A 16,091-nucleotide genomic window follows, 5' to 3' on the forward strand; every position below is an offset into this window, starting at 1 on the left:
AAAGCAGTAAAGATTTGTTTCATCGCCTTAACTCTTAAATCATGAAGGAGAGCATTTTTTGCTAAAACCGCCCCTCCAGAATAGCGTCAATTTCTGCACATTCCGCCGCTGAAAAACGGCGATTGGCCAGCATTCCTACGGCATCTTCGATTTGCGACGGTTTGCTGGCGCCAATCAGTACCGAGGTAACGTTATCGTTACGCAGCACCCAGGCGAGCGCCATCTGAGACAATTTTTGGCCCCGTCGCGCAGCCAGTTCATTCAACTGGCGAACTTTTTCCAGTTTGTCGGCGGTAATCTGTTCTGGTTTAAGGAAACGGCTTCCGCTCGCCGCACGGGAATCTTCCGGAATGCCATTCAGATAACGGTCAGTGAGCTGCCCGCCCGCCAGCGGCGAGAAGGCAATACTACCGACGCCTTTTTCCTGCAATAGCGCCAGCAGCCCGTCCTCTACCCAACGCTCAAAAAGCGAATATTTAGGCTGATGAATCAGGCAAGGCGTGCCGAGATCCTCCAGAATATCGATAGCTTGTCTGGCCAGATCGGCAGGATAGTTAGAGATCCCCACGTACAACGCTTTGCCCTGGCGCACAAGGTGATCTAACGCTTTCATCGTCTCTTTAAGCGGCGTTTCGGGATCGGGACGATGGTGATAAAAGATATCGACATACTCCAGCCCCATACGTTTCAGGCTTTGATCGAGGCTGGCGATAAGGTATTTCCGTGAACCCCAGTCGCCATAAGGGCCATCCCACATGGTGTAGCCCGCTTTGGTGGAGATGACTAACTCATCGCGCCACGGTAAAAAATCTTCCTGCAGAATGCGGCCAAAATTGCATTCTGCGGAGCCCGGCGGCGGCCCATAATTATTGGCGAGATCAAAGTGGGTAATGCCCAGATCGAACGCGCGTTGCAGCAGCGCCCGGCTATTTTCTATCCGTGTCGCATCGCCGAAGTTGTGCCATAACCCCAGCGAAATAGCGGGAAGTTTGACGCCGCTGCGCCCGCAGCGACGATACTCCATTGTGTGATAACGATTTTCATCGGGCTGATAAATCATGACCTTTCCCCCTGTGGCGTGAATAAATAGTGTATACGGTTACACTCGCCAGGCGGTATCCGGATTTTACTGTTTGCCGCTGTAAACATTGTTTTCCAGGCTTTCATCCCCGTCGTGCTGGACAGCCATCGGCATTCCTTAATACTCAACATAATGTCAACGTCAAAAGGAAAGCTGTCATGCAAAACCCCTATACCGTGGCCGACTATTTGCTGGACAGACTGGCAGGATGCGGCATTGGCCATCTTTTTGGCGTACCGGGCGATTATAACTTGCAGTTTCTTGACCATGTGATTGACCACCCGACCTTGCGTTGGGTGGGATGCGCCAATGAGCTGAACGCCGCTTATGCCGCGGACGGCTATGCGCGCATGTCGGGCGCTGGAGCGCTACTCACCACCTTTGGCGTGGGAGAACTTAGCGCTATTAACGGTATCGCGGGCAGTTACGCGGAATATGTCCCGGTCTTGCATATCGTCGGCGCGCCTTGTAGCGCTGCGCAGCAGCGTGGCGAATTGATGCACCATACCCTCGGCGACGGCGATTTTCGTCATTTTTATCGCATGAGTCAGGCGATATCCGCTGCCAGCGCAATATTGGATGAACAGAACGCCTGCTTCGAGATTGACCGCGTATTGGGTGAAATGCTTGCCGCACGCAGGCCAGGATACATCATGTTGCCCGCCGACGTGGCGAAAAAAACGGCCATCCCGCCTACGCAGGCGCTGGCGTTGCCCGTGCATGAAGCGCAAAGCGGCGTGGAGACGGCTTTTCGTTACCACGCCCGTCAGTGCCTGATGAACAGTCGGCGCATTGCGCTATTGGCCGACTTTCTTGCCGGGCGTTTTGGTTTACGACCACTGTTGCAGCGCTGGATGGCGGAAACGCCCATCGCTCATGCGACACTACTGATGGGGAAGGGGCTTTTTGATGAACAGCACCCGAACTTCGTTGGCACCTATAGCGCTGGCGCCAGCAGCAAAGAAGTGCGTCAGGCCATAGAGGACGCCGATAGGGTTATCTGCGTCGGCACCCGTTTTGTCGATACCCTTACGGCCGGATTTACCCAACAATTGCCGGCGGAACGCACGCTGGAGATTCAGCCTTACGCGTCGCGCATCGGCGAAACCTGGTTCAACCTCCCGATGGCGCAGGCGGTGTCTACGCTGCGCGAACTGTGCCTGGAATGCGCTTTTGCGCCGCCGCCGACGCGTTCCGCCGGACAGCCAGTGCGGATTGATAAAGGAGAACTGACCCAGGAAAGCTTCTGGCAAACCTTACAGCAGTATCTCAAACCCGGCGATATTGTCCTTGTCGACCAGGGGACCGCCGCCTTTGGCGCTGCCGCGCTGTCGCTTCCTGACGGCGCGGAAGTTGTGGTTCAGCCGCTGTGGGGGTCTATCGGCTATTCCTTGCCCGCCGCGTTTGGCGCGCAAACCGCCTGCCCCGATCGGCGGGTAATTCTGATTATTGGCGATGGCGCGGCGCAGCTCACGATTCAGGAGATGGGCTCGATGTTACGCGACGGGCAGGCGCCGGTTATCCTGCTGCTCAACAATGACGGCTATACCGTAGAGCGCGCCATTCACGGCGCGGCCCAGCGGTATAACGACATCGCGAGCTGGAACTGGACGCAGATACCACCGGCGCTAAACGCGGCGCAACAGGCGGAGTGCTGGCGGGTGACGCAGGCTATCCAACTGGCAGAGGTCCTCGAACGGTTGGCGCGCCCACAACGTCTGTCATTTATTGAAGTGATGTTGCCAAAAGCCGATCTGCCGGAATTACTGCGTACCGTGACCCGGGCGCTGGAAGCCCGCAACGGGGGATAATGGCCCCCGCTGCGCCGGATTAGGGTTCGTGACGGTTGGCGGCCAGCAACGGTTTTCCCGCCAGCAATAGCCAGGCGGGGAGCATCACAATGCAGAGCAGCGGCAGCAGATTGGTATCCGGTACGACGACTGCCGCCATAAACAGACTGAGCCAGCCGTCGCGCGTCACTACCAGCACTAAGCCAAGAATCGCGCAGGAGACGGTAATCGCCGCGGGTACGGCCTCAACATGGGCATGGAGCATGAGCCCCAGCGCCGCGCCGATAAACACAGCCGGAAAAATGCGCCCGCCGCGAAAGCCGCTCGCCGCCGCGATGACCAGCGCGGCGAGTTTGACGACGGCTAAGGTAAAATAATCTCCCGCGCCCAACGTCTGGCTAAACGCCATTTGTTGCATTTCGTCCAGGCCTTTAAACAGGGTAAGCGGCCCGCCAATGACGCCCAGAATACCCAGTATAAAACCGCCAATGCCGAGAATCAGGACCGGATTTTTCAGTCGGTGCAGCAACTCATGCAGACGCGGAAGGCACCAGACGGCGACCATCCCTGCGGCAATGGCGATCGCCGCGACGATCGCTCCGCTGGCAATGTCCACCAGCCGCATCTGCGTGTAATGGGCGATGGGTAACGAAAAATGCGGATGAAAGAACAGGCTGGTGGTGAGTGACCCCGCCGCTGCCGCCATTAACGGCGCAAACAGGCGATCCCACATGGGAATATCGTTAGAGCCGCTAAGGGTTTGCGAAAAAATCAGCGCTGCGGCGACGGGCGTGCCGAACAGCGCGCCGATGGTGCCCGCTGAGGCCAGAATCGTCCAGTCTAACGCCGTGATACGCGGAAACAGGCGGGAGCCGAAAGCCGCCGCCAGCGCGATATTTATTGTCATTATCGGATGCTCTGGCCCCAAACTTACCCCACCAGCAAGGCCGATGATTAAGGCGAGAAGCAGCCCGGGCAGCGCAGATGGCGAGACCGGCATACTGATTAACGGTTCGATGGCCGGATCGGGGCCAGCGTGTCCGGGACTGTAACGGATAATCAAACCCACCACGATCCCGGTTAGCGTGAGCATGCCCACTATCCAGAACGGCGAATCATAAGCGATGCCGATGCTGGTGGGCAGTCGTTGCCAAAGAAATTGCTGAAAAACCGACGCGACTTTCATCGCAGCGATTAAAACCAGGCTTGACGCTACGCCAATAATCAGCGCGGGGAGCGACAGCAGCAGCATCGTTCGGGCACGCGGGTGGAACATAATCTCTTCCTTACACGGGGTCGTATACCTATTTTGCACAGCCTGCCCGACGGCATTGCTGCAATTGGTGCTGAAACAAGAAAGTAATTCTGTGATGAAGATCTATATTTATAGGCAGTCAGCCTGATGGCCGTTGTTGTTATGCCCCCATGAATTTACAGTGTGACAAAGACTTATTTTGACTTTAGCGGAGCAGTAGAAGAATGACAAAGTATGCTTTAGTAGGAGATGTAGGCGGCACGAATGCGCGTCTTGCCCTGTGTGATATCGCCAGTGGAGAAATCTCGCAGGCCAAAACGTATTCCGGCCTGGATTATCCCAGTCTTGAGGCCGTGGTGCGCGTTTATCTCGATGAGCATAGCGTCAGCGTGGAAGATGGTTGTATCGCCATAGCCTGTCCGATTACCGGTGACTGGGTAGCGATGACTAACCATACCTGGGCTTTTTCTATTGCGGAAATGAAAAAAAATCTCGGCTTTAGCCATCTGGAAATCATCAACGATTTCACCGCCGTGTCGATGGCGATCCCGATGCTGAAAAAAGAGCATTTAATTCAGTTCGGCGGCGGCGAACCGGTAGACGGCAAACCTATTGCGGTGTATGGCGCGGGAACCGGCTTGGGCGTGGCGCATCTGGTGCATGTGGATAAGCGTTGGATTAGCCTTCCGGGCGAAGGCGGGCATGTCGATTTTGCGCCTAATAGCGAAGAAGAAGCTATGATTCTGGAAATATTGCGCGCCGAAATTGGCCACGTTTCCGCCGAGCGCGTGCTGTCTGGCCCGGGGCTGGTGAATCTTTACCGGGCGATTGTTAAGTCCGACAACCGTCTGCCGGAAAATCTGCGCCCGAAAGATATTACCGAACGCGCCCTGGCGGATAGCTGTATCGATTGTCGCCGCGCGTTGTCGCTCTTTTGCGTCATCATGGGGCGATTTGGCGGCGATCTGGCGTTAACCATGGGGACATTTGGCGGCGTTTATATCGCTGGCGGTATTGTCCCGCGCTTCCTGGAATTTTTTAAAGCGTCCGGCTTCCGTGGTGGCTTTGAAGATAAAGGCCGCTTTAAAGATTATGTACACGGAATTCCGGTCTATCTGATTGTCCATGATAATCCTGGCTTGTTAGGCTCCGGCGCGCATCTGCGCCAGACATTAGGCCATATTCTATAAGTCAGATGGCGGCATAAACGCCTTATCCGGCCTACAAAAGTGTGTCATCTGTAGGCCTGATAAGCGCAGCGTCATCAGGCAATGAAACATTCTCTTGCCAGTCTCAAACCGCGTGCCTCACGCGGTTTTTTTCATTGCCTTTCCTGTGCATGAATACTTCAACTGTCTGAATTATTTCACTTTACTCTTGCTGAGCGAAAGATCAAACACCAGCGCGTTGAGTCATCACGTCATGGCGGTTAGTCAGGCGAAAACAGGGATTTATTTTACTATACGTATCCGGTTCGCTGCCTTATTTACGGTTTTATCGCGGCATCTTGCTGGAAAGGATCCTCATTTTAGGGGAAATGTCCCTGAAAAACACCGCAATATGACATGATTGAATACCATTAGCGTTAGTAAGGGTTTTGATTAAAGAGGAAAAACCACAAAATCAAAAGGGGATTATTTGAGATAAGGTTTATTGACAGGAAATTATCGTCGGCTGTATCACATTAGGTAAATTCAATGATATCAAGTTGTTAATAATATGATTTGTTTGATGCTATAACTGACATGCTTAAAAGGTAAATTTTTACGCTTGTTCCTCTTTTTTCGTCGCTAAAAAATATTTTCATTAGCCTCTCGACAGGAAGAAAATTTTCAGGCTATTTTCTAAAGGAGCCACCATCGTGGCAGCGTCGCTCGGACGGTCCGGGCGCTAACGTTAATCTGAGGATATTATGGCTGACTTCCGCCCTGAACGTCGCTTTACGCGTATCGATCGCCTTCCGCCCTATGTTTTTAACATCACCGCTGAACTCAAAATGGCTGCGCGTCGGCGCGGCGAAGATATTATTGATTTCAGTATGGGTAATCCTGATGGCGCAACCCCTCCCCACATTGTCGAAAAACTTTGCACCGTCGCGCAGCGTCCGGATACGCACGGTTATTCCACGTCTCGCGGCATACCGCGTTTACGTCGCGCGATTTCTCACTGGTATCAGGAACGTTATGATGTCGATATCGATCCGGAAACCGAAGCGATTGTGACCATCGGTTCCAAAGAGGGACTGGCGCATTTAATGCTGGCGACGCTGGATCATGGTGATACGGTACTGGTGCCGAACCCCAGTTACCCGATTCATATCTATGGCGCCGTTATCGCCGGGGCGCAGGTGCGTTCGGTTCCATTGGTAGAGGGAGTGGATTTCTTCAACGAGCTGGAGCGCGCTATTCGCGAAAGTTATCCGAAACCGAAAATGATGATTTTGGGTTTTCCATCTAACCCTACGGCCCAGTGCGTCGAACTGGAATTTTTTGAAAAAGTGGTCGCTCTGGCTAAACGTTATGATGTGCTGGTGGTGCACGATCTGGCGTATGCCGATATCGTGTACGACGGCTGGAAAGCGCCATCCATTATGCAGGTGCCTGGCGCACGCGACGTGGCGGTCGAATTTTTCACGCTGTCGAAAAGCTATAATATGGCGGGCTGGCGTATTGGGTTTATGGTGGGTAATAAAACCCTGGTCAGCGCGCTGGCGCGCATTAAAAGTTATCACGATTATGGCACCTTTACCCCGCTTCAGGTGGCGGCTATCGCCGCTCTGGAAGGCGATCAGCAGTGCGTGCGCGATATCGCCGAGCAGTATAAACGTCGTCGCGATGTGCTGGTGAAGGGGCTGCATGAGGCGGGCTGGATGGTTGAAATGCCGAAAGCCTCAATGTACGTCTGGGCGAAAATCCCGGAGCAATATGCGGCGATGGGATCGCTTGAGTTTGCCAAGAAGCTGCTGAATGAGGCGAAGGTTTGCGTTTCTCCAGGGATAGGCTTTGGTGATTATGGCGACACCCATGTACGCTTTGCATTAATAGAGAATCGCGACCGCATTCGCCAGGCCGTCAGAGGGATTAAAGCGATGTTCCGCGCCGATGGCGTGCTGCCGTCACATCCAAAACCCGTTGAAGCGAGCACGGAGTAGAAAAGCAAACAGGAGCCCCATGGCTCCTGTTTTTCTTTGCATTGTACTTTTAAATCATCAGGGCGAAAGTACCGGCCCAAACGATGACCATAAATGAAATGCCCATAAAGAAATATTTCACGTTTCATCTCTCCGCGTACCTGTCGTACGCCTAAATGAACTTACACTTACCTGATTATAGAGAGTTGATGCCGGACAATACGAAATTGAGAATTATTCGTGTTTCGACCGCCTGCATCACCTCAGAATTCTGCGCGTCATCGCTCCAGACGGCGCTAATGTACGCCTAAAAATGAGGTGAAACAAGAGGCATTTTCTTATTTACTTTTAGTAACTTACGAGTGTCGGGAATCGGCGACAGTTTAATTTCTGACAGTGATGAATCGCTATTGAGCGACGCCGCCGACACAGTAAAAAATCGCCTGTAAACAGGAGACTTATCGCTAAAAGCAGGAATGAGTAATTTACGATATGAATATTATGACAATGCGAAATGCCAAAATAAAAGGCCTTGCGGCCTTTTTCAGATGTAGAGTGACGCTTCCCCCAACGGGCGAGTCTTGAAACGGCGATGGATCCAGAGATATTGCTCCGGGGCGCGCATGATCTCTTTCTCAATAATTTTATTCATATAGGCAGCGGCTTGATTTTCATCTGCCGGGTAACCTTCCATTTCAGGGGTAATATACAGACGATAACCCGAGTTATCGGATTTCCTGACCATTGTAACGGTCAACATGGCGGCGCCAGACAGCCTGGACAGTACATAGGTGCCGTTGGTGGTGGCGACGTTTTCAACCGCGAAGAATGGCGCAAAGGAGCTGCCTTTAGGGCCGTAGTCCTGGTCGGGAGCAAACCAAACGGCTTCCCCTTTTTTTAGCGCGCCCACAATGCCGCGCAGATTGTTTCTGCCGATCATCGCTTTATTTGAGCGCATACGACCGCGCGTCTGCACCCACTCCATGAGCGGATTGTTGTGCGGACGATAGGTCGCCATCATCGGCTGGCAGAGACCCATTACCCGCCCTCCCAATTCCAGCGACATAAAATGCACGCCAACGACCATTACGCCGCGATTTTGCGCCTGCGCACGGGTAAGGTTGTCCAGCCCGTCCACATCAAACCATTTGCGAACCCGGCTATCAGGCCAGAACCAGGCCATGCCCGTTTCAAGCAGCGCCATGCCAAGAGAGTGGAAATTCTCGGCGATCAGTTTTTCCCTTTCTTCCCGGGAGAGGGTCGGAAAACAGAGTTCAATATTTTTCTGGGCGATCGACTCACGTCGCTTCAGGAAGGGGCGCGCCAGCTTACCGGTGCGGGTGCCCAGAAAACGCAAAACCGGGTAGGGAAGCTGCACCAGTAACCAGAGGACGCCAACGCCAAACCACGTCAGCCAGTAGCGCGGGTGCAAAAACGCGCGTGAAAATTTGCTTTGAGGAAACATAAAATACCTTCTGTAGATACGAAAATAATGTATCGCAGAAGAGTCATTATCCGCAGCGGTACACTCTGAAATACGCATCATCCTTCAAGTTGCGTTCGCTTATCCGAAGCACTTACTTGAGTAAGCCCATCAGGGTAACTTGAATGATTTACGTATAGTTAGGCCATCATGTACGACAATGGTTCCCGTAAGGAGTGTAAAACTAAGTCAGTACTAAACCACGAGGGCATGAACGCCAGGCAGGCTAATGTACCACCAGTTATTTACTCGCGCCCAGAAATTCTTTATCAAGAAGCGTAAATATTTCTCCCGTAGCAAAAATAAGCTAATCATTATTTTTAATGCATTGTTTTTACAGTGATAATTTTATTTCAGACGAAGATCATTGAAAAATGATTAGAAAAATAAAATGTGAGATAAATGTTATGGAAATGACGTGCTGATAAGGTTTATCTTAAAGGAGAAGTGAGAGGGACCGTAAGGCTATATGGAAGCCTTGCCATAGACAGGAGGTATTATAGATGATCTATTTATGGACATTTCTTGCAATAAGTATACTTGCCGTGAGTTGCTATATCGGTCAGGTGATGGGGGCTTTTTCTGCGGTTTCTTCTTTTACGGGAATGGTTATCCTTGCCGCGCTGATTTATTTACTCAATGTATGGCTGCAGGATGGCGATGACATCGTTAGCGGATTATTGCTTTTTCTTGCACCGGCATGTGGGTTAATTATTCGCTTTATGGTGGGATACGGTAAGCGTTAGTCAGTAGATACCCTTCATACTTCAAGTGGCTTATGTGTTGGCTACGGATTACCCGGCCCATTCATGGGCCTCGCCCTGACGGGACGTCGCTCACCCCAGTCACATCGTTATCTATGCTCCTGGGGACTCACTCCCTTGCCGCTTTTAAGCAACTCGAATTATTTTGGGTATACACGATGTCAGCGAATAGATAGCGCCGACAATGTCGGCGCTTCTGTTCCCCGGGAAGGCTAATCGTTTATTGCGCGTCCGCAAGCTGCAGCGAGTCCTGATTATGTAACGCATTCTGGCGCTGGCGTTCCAGTTCCAGCGCGCCGCGATGGGAGAGGTAACAGAATAGAATGCAGCACACGATGCCGCCCATCAGAAGATAAAATCCGCCGTACCAGCCCAGTTTATCCACCATGACGCCAAACAGGCTGGTGCCCAACGAGGCGCCGAAAATATAGCTCATGAACCCACGTAATCCGACGGCGGAACCTACGGCAAAGCTGGGGACTATCTCCATTGTCTGTACGGACGCGAGGAATTGCGGAACGTAAATCAGACAACCTACAATGGCGGCGAAAATCGTTACCATTAGCAAAGATTCACTTTTCCAGTATCCGATCAGACAGACAAAAATCAGCGCCATGCAAATCATGGCTAACGGCATTCTGCGGCCCTTAAACAGTTTATCTGACAGCCAGCCTGCCAGTAGCGTGGAGGGAATCGCCGCCCACTCGAAAAAGAGAAACGCGACGCTCATCTGTTCTTTTGAAAAGTGTTTTACTGTCAACAGATAGATAGGCAACCAGCTAATCATGCCAAACCGCACCATATAGACGAAGACATCCACCAGCGAAATATACCAGGCATTTTTATTGCGCAGCACATAAGTACAGAAGATTTGCCATGCGCTCATATTTTCCGGCGCTTTTGCCGTATTCTTCGTTTTCAGTACGACTTTTTCTTCCGGCATCATCTGTTCCAGTGAGGGAAGACCTTCTTCGCGTGGCGAACCTTTTCCCAAGACCAGAACAATTAAGGCAAAAATGACGGCGACGCAGGCCGGAACGATATAACTGGCGCTTTGCCAGTGTTCGTTGCCCAATATCGCAAAAGCCGCACCGACGATAGGCGCGACGATCCCGCCGCCAACGTTATGCGAGATATTCCAGAAGGCGCCTACGCGTCCGCGTTCCCGACGAGGGAACCAGTTTGCAATAGTAATAAACGAGGGGCCGACGCCCATGCCCTGAAAAAGGCCATTGAAGACCACCAGAGCGGCAAATATCCAGAATGCGCTACTGAATCCCAGCCCAACGTTAACAATCGCGCAGAGTACCAGACCGCACGCCATGAAGACTTTTGGGCTGGCTTTATCCGCCAGACTGCTCATTACGCCTTTACTGATTCCGTAAGCAATAAGCATACAGCTACTCAGCAGGCCGATTTGCGTAGCGCTGAGATCCAATTGCTCTTTTAAATAAGGCGTCGATAATGTGAAATTGTTTCTGACTATATAGTAAGCGAGATATCCCAGAAATACGCTTAACAATGCCTGTATACGATATCGACCATATGTGGCCTGGACTTTTTCCGGTGGGACTTTATGCGCCGATTGCCCTGTTTTTAATATTGTTAACATGGAGTCACCTGTATTTTATAGTGAGATGAACATCAGGAGGTTTTGTCGGTAGAGTGAAAGGAGTGACAATAAAAATCAAGTCGAAGAAATGTGTCAAAATTGACTCAATTGGGTGAATTTAAAGGTTATTTTTGACCCATCCTGAAGGGTGTGGTGAAACTTTAATTATTGGCATGGCCGTTTTATCGTTAGCATGTGCGGATATTAACAAATTTGCTGCCAGTGATCTGATACGCTTTATTGATGTTTTCGGGCGACGGACCCGTTATTATTCAAATAACGCTGTTCTGGATGCCAACAGAAATAAAAGGGTAAGTTTTGTCTCAATATTTTCTTTATGTGATATCGATATTTATGAACGGGATCACAAATCGACTTTTCTCATACTGTGGTTGTTTCGCCAGAGTGGGCGCTTTTACGCTATGGCTGGCGGCGATGTTCGGTTCTTGCCAGGCGTACAGCCGCGAGCTGGTGATGGCAACGACCTTTTCACCCAGCGCGACCGCCTGGATTATCCAGCGCTGGCAGACGGAGCCGGGTTCCGTCATGATTCGTACGCTCAACCGTACCAGCGGTTCTTTAGAGCAATTACTTGATACGGCGAATGCGGAAAATGTCGATCTGATCCTGACGTCATCCCCCATGCTGTTGCAACACCTTCAGGAGCACCAAAAGCTGGCGCTATTGGATAGCGCGCCTGCCGCCAGCCAGAAGCTGGTGCCGCGTTCTATCCGCTCAACTTCAGTGGCGGTAGCGGTATCCGGATTTGGGCTATTGATCAATCGTTCAGCGCTCGCTGCGCGCCATCTTCCGCCGCCTGCCGACTGGCAGGATATGGGCCTGCCCAGTTACCAGGGCGCTCTATTAATGAGCAGTCCGTCACGCTCAGACACGAATCATTTGATGGTGGAGTCGCTGTTGCAGCAAAAAGGCTGGACGGCAGGGTGGGCGACGCTGCTGGCAATCTCGGGTAATCTGGTCACGATTTCCTCTCGCAGTTTCGGCGTAGCGGATAAAATTAAAAGCGGGCTTGGCGTTGCCGGGCCGGTCATTGATAACTATGCTAATTTGCTACTTAACGATCCTAATCTTGCTTTTACCTATTTCCCGTATTCTGCGGTGTCGCCCACTTACGTCGCGGTGTTGAAAAACAGCCGTCATGCAGACGAAGCGCGTGCTTTTATTCATTACTTATTAAGTCCGAAAGGGCAAAGGATACTGGCTGACGCGAATACCGGTAAGTATCCCGTCGCACCGCTTAGCGCCGATAATCCTCGCGCCGCGCAACAACAGCGTTTGATGGCCCAGCCGCCGTTGAACTATCGTCTGATCCTGAAGCGTCAGCAACTGGTACAACGCATGTTTGATACCGCGATCAGTTTTCGACTTGCGCAGCTTAAAGATGCATGGCGAGCGTTGCACAGCGCAGAAACGCGGCTTAAACGCCCCTTACCTGAAATCAGAGCTTTATTGACCAGCGTCCCGGTGGATGCGGCAAGCAGTGAGGATGAAACCTGGCTGGCGCAGTTTGATAATAAAAGCTTTGCCGAACAAAAAATGATGGAGTGGCAGATCTGGTTTCTGAACAATCAGCGGCTGGCGATTCACAAACTGGAAGAGCTGAAATGAAGGGGAGATTATTGCAACGGCTTCGTCAGCTCAGTATCAGCAACAGTTTACGGGGTGCATTTTTAACGGGCGCATTACTGACGCTGATTGTCAGTATGGTCAGCCTTTATTCCTGGCATGAGCAAAGTTCGCAGGTTCGCTATTCGCTTGATGAATATTTTCCTCGCATCCACTCCGCTTTTTTAATTGAGGGGAACCTGAATCTGGCCGTGGATCAGCTCAATGAATTTTTGCTGGCGCCGAACACGACGGTACGTTTGCAGTTACGTACGCAGATTATTCAGCATCTGGATAAGATTGAGCGTCTCAGTCAGGGGCTTCAGCTTGCTGAACGCCGGCAACTGGCCGTCATTTTACAGGATAGCCGGACCTTGCTGGCGGAACTGGACAACGCCCTCTACAACATGTTTTTGGTGCGGGAGAAAGTCAGCGAGCTTTCCGCTCGCATTGACTGGCTCCATGATGATTTCACCACGGAGCTAAATTCGCTGGTACAGGATTTTACCTGGCAGCAGGGGACGCTACTCGATCAAATTGAGGCGAATCAGGGCGACGCGGCGCAGTACTTGCAACGTTCGCGCGAGGTGCAGAACGAGCAGCAGCAGGTATATACCCTGGCGCGAATTGAAAATCAGATTGTTGACGACCTGCGCGACAGATTGAATGAGCTCAAGTCTGGCAATAATGACGGGATGCTGGTGGAGACCCATATTCGCTATCTGGAAAACCTAAAAAAAACGGCGGATGAGAATATTCGTGCGCTCGATGACTGGCCCAGTACGATCACGCTGCGGCAAACCATCGACGAACTATTGGAAATCGGGATGGTAAAAAATAAGATGCCCGATACCATGCGCGATTATGTTGCGGCGCAAAAAGCCTTACTGGACGCCAGCCGCGCCAGAGAGGCTACGCTAGGGCGCTTTCGCACGCTGCTTGAGGCGCAGTTAGGTAGTAGTCACCAGCAAATGCAGACGTTCAATCAACGCCTGGAACAGATTGTTCGCGTTAGCGGCGGGCTTATTTTAGTGGCGACGCTCCTGGCGTTGCTGCTGGCCTGGGGACTCAACCACTATTTTATCCGTTCCCGGCTGGTAAAGCGTTTTACCGCGCTTAATCAGGCTGTGGTACAGATAGGGCTGGGGAGAACCGACTCGACTATCCCGGTTTACGGGCGCGATGAGCTAGGACGGATAGCCCGTTTGCTACGTCATACGCTGGGCCAGCTCAATATGCAACGCAGACAGCTTGAACAAGAGGTCGCCGAGCGCAAAGAGATAGAGGCCGACCTGCGCGCCATGCAGGATGAGTTGATTCAGACGGCGAAACTGGCGGTAGTCGGCCAGACCATGACCACGCTGGCGCATGAAATTAACCAGCCGCTGAATGCGCTTTCAATGTATTTATTTACGGCGGGACGCGCGATTGAACAAGGTCAGAGCGGACAGGCGAGAAATACGCTCACCAAAGCGGAAGGGCTCATTAACCGGATTGACGCCATCATCCGTTCGCTGCGGCAGTTTACCCGCCGGGCGGAGCTGGAAACGCCATTGTATCCCGTTGATCTGCGCCAAACCTTCGTGGCGGCATGGGAGTTATTAGCCATGCGCCACCAATCCCGGCAGGGAGCGCTTTCACTGCCAACCGACACCGTATGGGTTAGCGGCGATGAAGTGCGTATTCAGCAGGTTCTGGTGAATGTGCTGGCGAATGCGCTTGACGCCTGTTCGCATGATGCGGTGATCGCGGTGACGTGGCAGACGCAGGGAGAGGCGCTGGAGGTTTATATTGCAGATAATGGCCCTGGCTGGCCTGTGGCGCTGTTGCCCTCTTTACTCAAGCCGTTTACCACTAGTAAAGCTGTCGGGTTGGGTATTGGGCTGTCGATTAGCGTGTCGCTGATGGCGCAAATGAAGGGCGACCTGCGTCTGGCGTCGACGCTGACGCGTAACGCTTGCGTGGTGCTGCAATTCTCGGTAACGGATGTCGATGATGTTGAATGATGAATGTTCTATTTTGCTGATTGATGATGACGTTGATGTACTTGACGCCTATACCCAAATGCTTGAGCAGGCAGGCTACCGCGTGCGTGGCTTTACCCATCCTTTCGAGGCCAAAGAGTGGGTAAAAGCGGATTGGGAGGGGATCGTTTTGAGCGATGTGTGTATGCCGGGGTGTTCCGGTATCGATCTTATGACGCTGTTTCATCAGGATGACGATCAACTGCCAATCTTATTGATTACCGGACATGGCGATGTACCGATGGCGGTTGATGCGGTGAAGAAGGGCGCCTGGGATTTTCTGCAAAAACCCGTCGATCCGGGCAAACTGTTGATATTAATTGAAGACGCGCTACGCCAGCGCCGGTCGGTCATTGCACGGCGGCAATATTGCCAGCAGACGTTACAGGTTGAACTGATTGGGCGCAGCGAGTGGATGAATCAGTTTCGACAACGGTTACAACAACTGGCGGAAACGGACATTGCCGTATGGTTTTACGGTGAGCATGGCACTGGACGTATGACTGGCGCCCGTTATCTCCATCAACTGGGGCGTAACGCGAAAGGGCCGTTTGTACGCTATGAACTGACGCCGGAGAATGCCGGGCAGTTGGAGACATTCATCGACCAGGCGCAAGGAGGTACGCTGGTGTTGAGTCATCCCGAATATCTGACACGCGAACAGCAGCACCATCTGGCGCGTTTACAAAGCCTGGAGCATCGGCCTTTTCGTTTGGTGGGCGTTGGCAGCGCTTCGCTGGTGGAGCAGGCGGCAGCTAACCAGATTGCGGCCGAGCTTTACTACTGTTTCGCCATGACCCAAATCGCCTGCCAGTCTCTTTCTCAGCGACCGGATGATATCGAACCGTTATTTCGCCATTATCTTCGAAAAGCCTGCCTGCGGCTCAATCATCCAGTGCCGGAAATAGCGGGGGAATTACTGAAAGGAATAATGCGACGCGCCTGGCCAAGCAATGTGCGCGAATTGGCTAATGCGGCAGAGCTTTTTGCTGTTGGCGTGCTGCCGCTGGCGGAAACGGTCAACCCGCAGTTGCTTCTGCAGGAGCCGACCCCGCTTGACCGGCGCGTTGAAGAGTATGAGCGACAAATTATTACCGAAGCATTAAATATTCATCAGGGACGAATTAATGAAGTGGCGGAGTACCTGCAAATTCCCCGTAAAAAACTTTATCTGCGCATGAAAAAATATGGTTTAAGTAAAGAGCATTATAAATTCTGATATTACAGTTACTTTCAATCTGGCTGACAACATCAGCAGCGATGTCGTTAGCCAGATAACGTCGCATCACCGTAATGGTAAATCATTCCATCATGATTATAGATTGC

General features: G+C 52.0%; 12 protein-coding genes. 7 read left to right on the top strand and 5 right to left on the bottom strand.

Annotated elements, in window-relative coordinates; genetic code table 11:
- Positions 1 to 61 precede the first annotated feature (61 nt).
- Positions 62 to 1,060: an L-glyceraldehyde 3-phosphate reductase gene (gene mgrA / locus ACH0WD_RS13700; protein ID WP_000640279.1), complete on the bottom strand. Its 999-nt coding sequence runs from the start codon at positions 1,058 to 1,060 to the stop codon at positions 62 to 64.
- Between the two features lie 179 nt (positions 1,061 to 1,239).
- Here mgrA and ACH0WD_RS13705 point away from each other — a divergent pair, with 179 nt between their 5' ends.
- Positions 1,240 to 2,892, top strand: a complete 1,653-nt coding sequence (locus ACH0WD_RS13705; protein ID WP_001180858.1) for an alpha-keto acid decarboxylase family protein — start codon at positions 1,240 to 1,242, stop codon at positions 2,890 to 2,892.
- Between the two features lie 19 nt (positions 2,893 to 2,911).
- On the opposite strand, the gene ACH0WD_RS13710 is transcribed toward ACH0WD_RS13705, so the two are convergent.
- Entirely contained in the window at positions 2,912 to 4,147 is a 1,236-nt protein-coding gene (locus tag ACH0WD_RS13710) for an ion channel protein (protein WP_000468920.1), read from the bottom strand.
- 203 nt (positions 4,148 to 4,350) lie between these two features.
- On the opposite strand from ACH0WD_RS13710, the gene glk reads away from it, so the two are divergent.
- Both glk and alaC read left to right on the top strand, forming a co-directional pair.
- Positions 4,351 to 5,316, top strand: a complete 966-nt coding sequence (gene glk / locus ACH0WD_RS13715) for a glucokinase (protein WP_000170380.1) — start codon at positions 4,351 to 4,353, stop codon at positions 5,314 to 5,316.
- A gap of 722 nt (positions 5,317 to 6,038) precedes the next feature.
- Complete coding sequence (gene alaC, locus ACH0WD_RS13720) at positions 6,039 to 7,277, top strand: alanine transaminase (protein WP_000763118.1); 1,239 nt, start codon at positions 6,039 to 6,041, stop codon at positions 7,275 to 7,277.
- A 49-nt stretch (positions 7,278 to 7,326) separates the two neighbouring features.
- Here alaC and ypdK read toward each other — a convergent pair whose 3' ends face one another.
- Together ypdK and lpxP are read right to left on the bottom strand one after the other, a co-directional pair.
- Entirely contained in the window at positions 7,327 to 7,398 is a 72-nt protein-coding gene (ypdK, locus tag ACH0WD_RS13725) for a membrane protein YpdK (protein ID WP_010723117.1), read from the bottom strand.
- 402 nt (positions 7,399 to 7,800) lie between these two features.
- Positions 7,801 to 8,721 (bottom strand): kdo(2)-lipid IV(A) palmitoleoyltransferase, encoded by a 921-nt coding sequence (gene lpxP, locus ACH0WD_RS13730; protein WP_000484431.1) that lies wholly within the window; start codon positions 8,719 to 8,721, stop codon positions 7,801 to 7,803.
- Between the two features lie 521 nt (positions 8,722 to 9,242).
- On the opposite strand from lpxP, the gene ACH0WD_RS13735 reads away from it, so the two are divergent.
- Entirely contained in the window at positions 9,243 to 9,485 is a 243-nt protein-coding gene (locus ACH0WD_RS13735) for a YfdY family protein (protein WP_000639886.1), read from the top strand.
- A gap of 238 nt (positions 9,486 to 9,723) precedes the next feature.
- On the opposite strand, the gene pgtP is transcribed toward ACH0WD_RS13735, so the two are convergent.
- The gene (pgtP, locus tag ACH0WD_RS13740; RefSeq protein ID WP_000955739.1) at positions 9,724 to 11,115 is read right to left on the bottom strand and encodes a phosphoglycerate transporter PgtP; all 1,392 of its coding nucleotides are present in this window, start codon (positions 11,113 to 11,115) and stop codon (positions 9,724 to 9,726) included.
- Positions 11,116 to 11,550: 435 nt separating this feature from the next.
- Here pgtP and pgtC point away from each other — a divergent pair, with 435 nt between their 5' ends.
- Genes pgtC through pgtA form a run of 3 tightly spaced genes read left to right on the top strand, consistent with a single transcriptional unit; the run spans position 11,551 to position 15,984 of the window.
- Positions 11,551 to 12,744, top strand: a complete 1,194-nt coding sequence (gene pgtC, locus ACH0WD_RS13745; protein ID WP_000467983.1) for a phosphoglycerate transport regulator PgtC — start codon at positions 11,551 to 11,553, stop codon at positions 12,742 to 12,744.
- The gene (pgtB, locus tag ACH0WD_RS13750; RefSeq protein ID WP_000678496.1) at positions 12,741 to 14,747 is read left to right on the top strand and encodes a two-component system sensor histidine kinase PgtB; all 2,007 of its coding nucleotides are present in this window, start codon (positions 12,741 to 12,743) and stop codon (positions 14,745 to 14,747) included. The genes pgtC and pgtB overlap by 4 nt, the downstream gene beginning before the upstream one ends.
- A complete protein-coding gene (pgtA, locus tag ACH0WD_RS13755; protein WP_000930843.1) occupies positions 14,737 to 15,984 on the top strand; it encodes a two-component system response regulator PgtA in 1,248 nt (415 codons plus the stop codon). The genes pgtB and pgtA overlap by 11 nt, the downstream gene beginning before the upstream one ends.
- Positions 15,985 to 16,091 lie beyond the last annotated feature (107 nt).

The organism is Salmonella sp. 2020_1395, from assembly GCF_043848115.1.
Classification (GTDB): Bacteria; Pseudomonadota; Gammaproteobacteria; order Enterobacterales; family Enterobacteriaceae; genus Salmonella; species Salmonella enterica.

Coding starts and splice junctions, on each gene's coding strand:
- ACH0WD_RS13705 (WP_001180858.1), top strand. CDS start 1,240: ATGCAAAACCCCTATACCGTGGCCGACTATTTGCTGGACAGACTGGCA.
- ACH0WD_RS13710 (WP_000468920.1), bottom strand. CDS start 4,147: ATGTTCCACCCGCGTGCCCGAACGATGCTGCTGCTGTCGCTCCCCGCG.
- pgtB (WP_000678496.1), top strand. CDS start 12,741: ATGAAGGGGAGATTATTGCAACGGCTTCGTCAGCTCAGTATCAGCAAC.
- glk (WP_000170380.1), top strand. CDS start 4,351: ATGACAAAGTATGCTTTAGTAGGAGATGTAGGCGGCACGAATGCGCGT.
- alaC (WP_000763118.1), top strand. CDS start 6,039: ATGGCTGACTTCCGCCCTGAACGTCGCTTTACGCGTATCGATCGCCTT.
- ACH0WD_RS13735 (WP_000639886.1), top strand. CDS start 9,243: ATGATCTATTTATGGACATTTCTTGCAATAAGTATACTTGCCGTGAGT.
- pgtP (WP_000955739.1), bottom strand. CDS start 11,115: ATGTTAACAATATTAAAAACAGGGCAATCGGCGCATAAAGTCCCACCG.
- pgtC (WP_000467983.1), top strand. CDS start 11,551: ATGTTCGGTTCTTGCCAGGCGTACAGCCGCGAGCTGGTGATGGCAACG.
- pgtA (WP_000930843.1), top strand. CDS start 14,737: ATGTTGAATGATGAATGTTCTATTTTGCTGATTGATGATGACGTTGAT.
- mgrA (WP_000640279.1), bottom strand. CDS start 1,060: ATGATTTATCAGCCCGATGAAAATCGTTATCACACAATGGAGTATCGT.
- lpxP (WP_000484431.1), bottom strand. CDS start 8,721: ATGTTTCCTCAAAGCAAATTTTCACGCGCGTTTTTGCACCCGCGCTAC.